Here is an 8,850-nt window from a genome sequence, read left to right as displayed (position 1 = left end):
AGAAATTTCTAAATGCTGGATCTGGATAGCGCTGAATTCTAATGTTGGCAAAGTGCTTGGCTTTGTCTGTGGTAGTAGATCGATCAAGACGGCTAGAGAGGTTTTCAAGCAATGGAAGGACTTGCCTACCACGGGCTATGGCACAGATTTTCTCAAAACCTATGAAAATCTGATCTCCACTGAGATGCATCCCCAAGGCAAGACATTCACAACTCAGATCGAATCACTCATTGTCGTTTCAGGCATTACCTGGCTCGATTGCACCGTAGAACGCTGTGCTATAGTAAATCCAAAGGGATGTTAGAAATTTCTTTGAAACTACTCATCCATAAACTTAACAATGCTTAGGCGCCAACGCCCTATAATTAAATTGGCTATCAATCATATGAGAATAACTGGAATTTTGATTTTTAAAATTATCAATAAAAAATTGATTTCCTACTTTTCCTATAAACTAAATGTACTCATACCTTTAGTCCAGTCAAAACAACGTGGTTTAAATAGTATTTCATCAGTATACTTATCCATCTCATCTATTGGTATATCAAAACAAAGTCTAATTTGATAACTACTGAGACCTTGATCTGTGTTATAAAATCGATTAGTATCATTAATTATTGCGGGATCATGCCACGCAAATGTTGGAGATCTCAATAAGGTTAAATTTAAAAAAGTATCCACACCAGAACAACTGAAACAGTTTGGTGAGATTATCCCCATCCCATTAGTTAATGCAGTCTTTTGAGAATTTGAAATCCAAGACCATTTCATAAATGGAAACTCTAATTGGTTTTGAGGTCTTTCTAAGTAACCCCTTGCAATTCTGTCGTATCTATATTGGCTTTTTGGTGCCGGTATGATCAGTTTAATTAGTTTGAATTGCTCTAGGTTGTACAAGTCTACCAAGAAATCCACATAAGGCTTTTCTCGATAGAATACTTGCCTGATGCTACTGCGGCTACATCCATATTGGGTATCAAGACGAACAATAGATCGCAATGGTCCTGCTTCTTCAGTTTCAATTTTTTGAATTTCAAACATACCTTCTGGAGAACTATCAAAAGAGCTTTTTCCATGACTCCAAGTATCAGATTCATCTGGCAGAACATGAATTTGAATCCATTCAGAATTTTCATCTTTTGAGTCTTTTCTACTCAGATTGAATAAATTACCTTTTGTTCCAACTTTAGACTTCAAAATTGAATTAGAAACCACTCTTTTCTTAATGTATAAGTCAGTTTTTACTGCTTTTGGTTCATGATCATGGTCTAAATAAAATTCTGGATGTTGACCAGATTTGATTGATGTTTCAAATATTAAAGCTCTTGGTAATCCCTTAACAGCTGACTGTTGAACTAATTGATAATCAACAGATGAACCAAATTCATCTAGAAGAGTTCCTTGAAAGCATTGATCAAATCCTTTAGGATACAACCAAGGTTCATGATAAACTATTGAGTTATAATCATAGTTTCCAAATCGAAAAACTTTTAGGCGTTGTAATGGATGAGGTTCTAGATCTACAAGATTTTGTAAACAAATCATCGAGATAGCTTCCTCCCCATCTGCTATTACACCTGAAAGTTCGTTGATTGTTTCTTCACAGGCTTCTCGGACTGACGTACCCCCAAGGATATCATGAAACTGATTGAACAAAATCCGTTTCCAACTCTTGTCAAAGCGATTGTTCACAAAGACAAAATTATTGATATCACCCAAAAGACTTTCAGCTGTTTGAGCTTCCAGAATCACCAACTCTGCATCTTGGAGCTTTCTCTTGATTTCCCCAACCACTGAATAGCACCCTATCGCATGCATTTGTAATTCACCTTGCACACGAGGTATATGCATTTTCCAAGGCTTCACAGCATCAAAAAATTGTCTGGGACTCGAAAACTTCAGCTTTACACCCTCCCTAAAGTCTTGATTTTCCAAAATCCATTCAATGAGTTCCCGTGTGGGGCCTCCACCATGATTTCCAATTCCGTAAAAGACCATAACATGTGGAATATCAACTTTTGCAACCTCCAAAGCACTCAATATATTTTGTTTCAAAACATCTGGTGATTCAGCATTATAGCTCCTTGGGATTCTCCATGTCATTACCTCTCCTCCTCCGTTACCCTCCCAAATAAATAAAGGCCCTGGTAGTGACATCTCATGCTGCATTGGGCGCATCATTACATAACTATCATAGCCAGCTTCCATTAGAATGTCTGGAATTGCTGCACTATGACCAAAACTATCAACATTGAATCCAACATTGACTTCAACGGAAAAGTTTCTGCTGAAAAACGACTTCCCAAACTCTATATGCTTTTTAAAAGATGATTCACTAATAAGATTACAATCTGGTTGAACATACCAGCCACCAGGTACGTGCCATCTTTTATTTAATATATGTTCCTTTATTGTATCCAGGTCTTCATGACAATATTTTTCAAGTATTTCATAAACCCATACATCTCCTAAACTAAAGACAAACTCATCGTAGTTATGCAACATTTCCATGGCGGTACGACAAGTTGATAGCACCTCAATCATTCCAGCCTGTCGAGACCAATACCAAACTGGATCAATATGAGCACTACCGATCAAATGTACTGTTGTTTCTTGCATTTTAAGTCCAAAAATAGGTTTACCATTCAATTCTATCTGATTTTATTTCTTTAGTTGTAAATTGATTTTTACATTCATATTTTAATTTAGGACATTGCAATAAATTTATATTTCTTCCAAACTTGACTCTGCAAGTTTATTTTTTGAAATTATGAATAATTTCAACTTAAAGCATTTTAAATGGAGATACCCATGAGAAAATTAGAAGGAATCATTGCACCTGCAACAACAGCATTTGATGCTCAAGGTAAAATAGATTTAAATGCTTGTGCAGAACAATTTAAATGGCTGGAAGAAGCTGGCTGTCATGGCCTTGCTGTTGGTGGGAGCACAGGTGAAGGACACACTCTTGATCGTAAAGAGTTTAGTCAATTACTTACGAGTGCACTTAAAGAAGTGGGATCTGAACTTCCAATCATTGCTGGAATCATCGTGAACAGCACACAAGAGGCGATTGAGCGTGGGAAGCTTGCAAAATCTATCGGTGCGGATGCTTTACAAGTTACTCCAGTCCATTATCTTTTCCGGCCAGATGATGAATCCATGATCTCACATTTTAGAGAGTTGGCAGAAAAAACTGAAATCCCCATCATTATCTACAACGTAGTGCCTTGGACATATTTATCACCGAATTTACTATGCAGAATTTTGCGTGAAGTTCCCAATGTGATAGGGGTAAAACAAAGTGCTGGAGACATGAAACTTTTGGCTGATCTCCTTGAACAAAGTCAGTCAGAAGACCTTATATTTACTGCTGTTGATGCGCTACTGTATCCATCCTTTCAGCTAGGTGCTAAAGGTGCAATTGCAGCCCTATTAGCAGCTTGTCCCCACCATTGTGTGAAATTGTGGACTGCTTCCAAGAATGGGAAGAATGAACAAGCGCTGGAGTTGCACAGACAATTGCTACAAGTTTGGAACTCTACTGAACATGATCTACTGCCAGCATGCGTCAAGTTCATTCAAAAACTACAAGGATGTCCCAATTCCTACCCACGAAGGCCAATGCCTTATCCATCTGATTTGATGCAAAATTCAATTAAGACTGCCCTCAAGAATGCCGGGATTGAGTTTAATTCTCGTTAACTCTATTTCTTGTAGAGAGAATAACTGTAAATCAATGAAATACTCATTACTTAATTACAAACTTGGTTGAAATCAGGTATTTTCTTATTTCATTTCAAAAAATTCCTTAAGATTTAGCTAAATTTTTCCAAGTTTTTAATATGTTCTCTGACTCTTATGAAAATTCCTCGAATCGAATACTTATCAGAGAAGCGACTTCTGCCATCAAACCCAGAAAAGTGAAAGACAGCCTCTTTGCGGATGTAGGGTGTGCCTTACTTTCCAGAAGTGATCAGGTATATTACGGGGTGTGTGCTGATTCAGGATCCAACACATTTTGTGCAGAAAAGGCTGCTATCGCCGCTATGATTACTAACGGAGAATATGAAATTAAGAGGATTGTAGCTGTCTGGAAAGATGAAGCAGGATCAGTATTCGTGATTCCTCCCTGTGGGAATTGTCGTCAACTGATGAGGGAAACTGATGAGAGTAATCTTGAGGCCGAGGTGATACTAGATGCAGACAAGACGGTTCTTTTGAAAGAACTCCTACCCTATTATGATTGGTGGAAGAAACAACGATGAGTTGGTTATTGAAGCTGAATGGACCTAGGAATTTTCAAATCAGTGATTACCAAAGATGAGAAAGGTTCAGTAGATGATTTCAAACCGTTTTGCGTCCCAAGTCCTTGAAAACTTCCGCAATCGACTTTTCTCTGGGGCCTGAGATCACTGTAATCTGAACACCAGCTCTTATAACACCCGGACTAAGCACCGCGAGATACCAACCACTCAGACCCTCAGCAAACATCTTCTTACCTGCCAATCGATCACCCATGAGCGCATTGAACTTAAAACATGGTTCCCGCGGTGCCCTGATTTCGAATTGTACCTCTTCAATCTGCCAGACGTCGCCAACGTACACCTGCTCTTCGGTCAGCCCCTCGATAGTCAGATTCTCTCCAAAAGCACCATGTTGATCCATCCGCGCCAGCTTATCCCCCGTGGTCTTCAGGGCGTCTCTCCAAAAAGGGTAGTGTTCTGCAGGATAGCAATAAACTGCTTTATCCTTGCCTCCGTGTACTGAGTGGTTCGCTTGTTCATCTCCTTCCAAGCCCATCGGTTGACATACGATCGACTGTGGGTCTTGCAGACTGGATACTGGACTCTTAACGATCGCAGATCTTGTTGTTTTCGGGAATCCCTTGTGAGAATTTGGTAGTGCAAGAGCCAAAACCCTTCCAGTGGAAATCGAGAGTATTCTGGTGGACATTTTTCCCTTCAGTCTTCGCTGAAACCCAAGCTTGATTTAAAATGGCGACGGCACATGGAAACATAGCTTTCATTGCCACCAATGTGGATCTGTTCACCAGCTTGTACTGGCTTACCTTCATCATTCATTCGAACTGTCATAATAGCTTTTTTACCACAGTAGCAAACTGTCTTGATTTCTCTGAGTTCATCCGCCCAAGCCAGCAGACACTTGCTTCCCTCAAACAACTCACCAAGAAAATCGGTTCGTAATCCATAACACAGGACGGGGATTTTCAATCGATCCACCACCTCTCCCAATTCCTTTACCTGATCCCTACTGAGGAACTGTGCTTCATCTACCAGCACACAGTGGAGCTGATCATCCTTATGCCGGTTGGATATTTCATGAAACAGGTTATCATTTTTTTTAAATTCATGGGATTCAGCCTCGAGTCCAATCCGTGAGCGAATGATTTCTTCTCCTTCTCTATCATCAATCTTTGGTTTGAGCAGAAAAGTGTTCATTCCCCTTTCAACATAGTTGTGGCTGGATTGTAGCAAAGTTGTGGTTTTGCCTGCGTTCATTGCGGAGTAATAAAAATAAAGCTTTGCCAAGGGACCTGTGTTGTTTTCCTGTTTGTCTGAGAACCTATTGTGCCGAAGTTCTGTAGTAGGAGAAAACTAGAATACTTGCCATCTGCTGGCTTTGACAAGAGAGGATTCCAGATCAAGATAGGGAAATTGATCAATTCAGCGGGGATGAACTAGAAGTGATTTTTTTCTGTAAACAGCTTGGAGCCTAGATTACCAATTACGAAAGTTTAAGTCTCGGATAATGAAGATTCAACAAATCTGGTACAGGCTTATTAGAAGAGAACCAACTAACATCCAGAATGATTCATCTCTTGGTTCGGCATTTTGGTATTACAAAAGCGAGCATCGAGAATGCGGACCTCTCTCATATCTGCACCAGCCAAGTTCGCACTTTCTAAATCTGAGTAGCTAAGATTTGCTCCACGAATGTCAGCCAGACTAAAATCAGTCCCAAACAGATTTGCTTCACGCATGTCGGCTCTTCGTATGTTAGCTTCCTTGAAGTTCGCCTTCCAAAAATCAGTTGCCCTTGAATCTGACCCACGCAAATTTGCTCCTGTAAGGTCAACTTCACGGAAATCTGAGGAGGAGAAATCTGCAGCACTCAGGTCAGAAGCACTTAAATTTGCCCCACGAAAGTTAGATCTGCGGAGATTTGAGCCCACTAACTCTGCTTCGCTGAGATTTGCCAAACTTAAATTTACCTCATCTAGAGTAGCTCCTCGCAAATTTGCTCCTGAGAGATTTGATGATCTTAGATTAGCCCGACTCAGGTTCGCAGATCTCAAATCAGCACCACTCAAATCACACTGAATGCATTCATTGGTCCGATTTAATTTGTCCAGATCTTCCTGTTTAAATCCCAAAACAGGCAAAGACAAAAGGCAAAGGCCAGTTCCAAGAACCAGTATTTTAATGAATGATTTTTCCTTCATGTTGGGTACCTAGAATTTATGAAACACATTGACTAGTGGACCTGGCAGAAGATTTTGAAATGGTTTGAAATGAAAACCTTTGTTGTCAGGAAATCATGGCTCTCTTCCCAACTTGATATCCAAGATCTGGAACTTCAAGAAATGTTTGGAGAAGACAAAGTATGATAAAAATGAGGACCATAAAAATAAGACTAATAAAAAAATTTCTACCTTCGTTCACATAGGGGCCCCCAAAGCATCAGAATAGGTCTAGAGAATGGCAAAGATCAGTGATCAAGAAAGCGTGTACTTGCTCAAGAAAGTCAAGTTTTGCAGCTCAACTTAATACCAGAAGCTCTGCGTTAAAGCCATTCCAACCCTATCCTCATCAAATTTGGGGGACCTCCATCACTCGTTCTAGGACAACCAAGGAGACAAAGATAAATCCCATAAAGACCATCCATAGAAAAACATTTCTTCCATCATTATTTGGGCTCACATCCCCTCCTGAAATTATGAATCATCAACAAAATCAGTATTTACTCTTTCAGTAAAACTACATCGTCAATTACTGCTGAAAAATTCATACCAACTTGATTTTCAATTAGAGAGTGACATCACTCAAAGCCACGCAGGGCGGAGGACGTGACTTAAGCGTAGGTCAGATGGATGAGATCTAGTTAGGAGGTTCAAGAACTTGATGATCAAGCTTAGTACTTTGATGATTAGAGAAGTTCTGTGGAGGATTTTTCAAAGCAAAAGTAATGAACCAGAAGTTCTTTATCTCAACGCCGGCTTTGTGGGGATACTAGAAATTGGGGAACTAACCAACTTCCAAACAACCGTACAGCCAAACAACGTAATCACTGTCAAAAAGATAGCATAATTGATTGAAAACATCTCTGCGCTGGCACCCAATAGCCAGGGTCCGACCATTTGTCCACAGAGCAAGAAAATTGACAAAAAGGTAGTTGCCAGAGCGATCACTTCTGGAAAAATTTTATAGCAGATTGTAAATGCCAACGGAATCACCGCACCTGTCAACAAACCAACTAAGAAATAAGCACTTGTAGTCAGCGATATATCTCTGGAATAAATACCAACCACTAACAAAACTGCACCCACAAAAGCTCCCAAGGAAAGCAGTCTCGCTGGATCCTGATTTTTTACGATGAATGAAACAAAAAGCCTCCCCAAAATAATGCCAAACCAGAAGAGGGAAATAGTGAGATTCGCCATCTCCTTGGAAGCTCCTAGCGAGTCCTCCATATAGTAAGGTAACCAAACTGTGACGGATAGCTGATGGAAGGAGTAGCACAAGAGAGTAGCACCAAGAATCCAAACCTTGGGATCTTGGATAATTTCTAAGAAATTTAAGGAAGCTCTGGTCTGTAGCGTTTGTGCCTGGTTCATTTTGCCAATTGGCAAAATGAACCAGCATCCAAGCAATGCAGATACAACGAAAAGAATTCCAATGATTGAATAGATTTGCTGCCAATGAAAATCTAGTTTGATCAGCATTCCAGAATAGAATGGACCTGTAAACGCACCAATACTGAAAAACATATGTAGACGATTTAAATAGATTCCACTGTTTTCCTGGTGTATTTGACCCACAAAAGCATTCAAAAAAATATCTGTAATTCGAATGAAGAATCCTGTTAGAAAGAAAGCGGTCTGCAATACGAGAAATGATGCTGAGTACCCGACAACCAAAAGGCCCAACCCTAGAGATCCAAACGCAATGGGAATGATCAATGACTTTTTCACTTTCTCAGCAAATCGGCTGCTCAAAAACAAAGCTAAAATCCCCCCAAAACATTGAATTGTCATCAAAAATCCAATGTCACTGAGGGACACTTCAAAGTATTGCAGGAGTTCAGGAACCAGAGTCCCGATCATTACAATTGAAACACCGTAAAGGCTCATCAGCCAGTAGCAGTAAATCGTAGCTTTGTTCTTTGCGTCTTCAGTCACTTGTTTGACTACAAAAAAATTTTAGAAATCATGTCTTATTTTAATTTCATGCTCATTTAATTTGACCAGTTATTATTAGGAGGCTTAGCTGAGATTATTCAAACGAGGGGTTTTGAATGAATCAAGTAAGGGGCAGGAATTTTGGGTGAGAGACAGATTTCAAGTAACAATTTTTTTCATTTCAACACTAATTTCTTCATTAGAACCACACCTAGTCTCTTAAGATGGCCATACTCTCTGGCTTCCAAGTAGCCCAGATCAAGTTTTCACCAATGGAATTTCCTAGATCTGGATCTACAAAGGCACGCAATTTTTCATTTGGAGTCCCTTCAACATGTAAATCAACAAGCATCCGACTACCCAGGAAGATTCTATTTACCAGTTTCCCTCTGACTTGATTCACCCGATCAGGGCACCTTTGATGAAAT

General features: G+C 39.8%; 8 protein-coding genes and 2 pseudogenes. 4 read left to right on the top strand and 6 right to left on the bottom strand.

Features of this window, described 5'->3' with window-relative positions:
* Positions 1 to 52: 52 nt before the first annotated feature.
* A pseudogene (locus P8O70_14195) lies at positions 53 to 166 on the top strand (hypothetical protein).
* Between the two features lie 33 nt (positions 167 to 199).
* Positions 200 to 348: pseudogene (locus P8O70_14190) on the top strand (IS1 family transposase).
* 99 nt (positions 349 to 447) lie between these two features.
* Here the strand turns inward: P8O70_14190 and P8O70_14185 are convergent.
* Positions 448 to 2,649: a hypothetical protein gene (locus P8O70_14185; protein ID MDG2198004.1), complete on the bottom strand. Its 2,202-nt coding sequence runs from the start codon at positions 2,647 to 2,649 to the stop codon at positions 448 to 450.
* 162 nt (positions 2,650 to 2,811) lie between these two features.
* Between P8O70_14185 and P8O70_14180 the strand changes: the two genes are divergently transcribed.
* Together P8O70_14180 and P8O70_14175 are read left to right on the top strand one after the other, a co-directional pair.
* A complete protein-coding gene (locus P8O70_14180) occupies positions 2,812 to 3,705 on the top strand; it encodes a dihydrodipicolinate synthase family protein (protein ID MDG2198003.1) in 894 nt (297 codons plus the stop codon).
* A 218-nt stretch (positions 3,706 to 3,923) separates the two neighbouring features.
* A complete protein-coding gene (locus P8O70_14175) occupies positions 3,924 to 4,268 on the top strand; it encodes a cytidine deaminase (GenBank protein MDG2198002.1) in 345 nt (114 codons plus the stop codon).
* 79 nt (positions 4,269 to 4,347) lie between these two features.
* Here P8O70_14175 and P8O70_14170 read toward each other — a convergent pair whose 3' ends face one another.
* The 5 genes from P8O70_14170 to P8O70_14150 all read right to left on the bottom strand — a co-directional run.
* Positions 4,348 to 4,956 (bottom strand): MOSC domain-containing protein, encoded by a 609-nt coding sequence (locus tag P8O70_14170; protein ID MDG2198001.1) that lies wholly within the window; start codon positions 4,954 to 4,956, stop codon positions 4,348 to 4,350.
* An 8-nt stretch (positions 4,957 to 4,964) separates the two neighbouring features.
* Positions 4,965 to 5,552 carry a thymidine kinase gene (locus P8O70_14165; protein MDG2198000.1) on the bottom strand — a complete coding sequence of 196 codons (588 nt, stop codon included), beginning with the start codon at positions 5,550 to 5,552 and terminating at the stop codon, positions 4,965 to 4,967.
* A 266-nt stretch (positions 5,553 to 5,818) separates the two neighbouring features.
* Complete coding sequence (locus P8O70_14160; GenBank protein ID MDG2197999.1) at positions 5,819 to 6,466, bottom strand: pentapeptide repeat-containing protein; 648 nt, start codon at positions 6,464 to 6,466, stop codon at positions 5,819 to 5,821.
* 759 nt (positions 6,467 to 7,225) lie between these two features.
* Entirely contained in the window at positions 7,226 to 8,422 is a 1,197-nt protein-coding gene (locus P8O70_14155) for an MFS transporter (protein MDG2197998.1), read from the bottom strand.
* Between the two features lie 211 nt (positions 8,423 to 8,633).
* Positions 8,634 to 8,850 (bottom strand): spermidine/putrescine ABC transporter ATP-binding protein (locus tag P8O70_14150; protein ID MDG2197997.1); only part of this gene is annotated, 217 nt, incomplete at its 5' end.

This window comes from SAR324 cluster bacterium, from assembly GCA_029245725.1.
In the GTDB taxonomy this organism is placed as follows: Bacteria; SAR324; SAR324; order SAR324; family NAC60-12; genus JCVI-SCAAA005.
The sequence above is the reverse complement of the archived record's forward strand: the minus strand, read 5'-3'. Positions and strand labels throughout refer to the sequence as shown.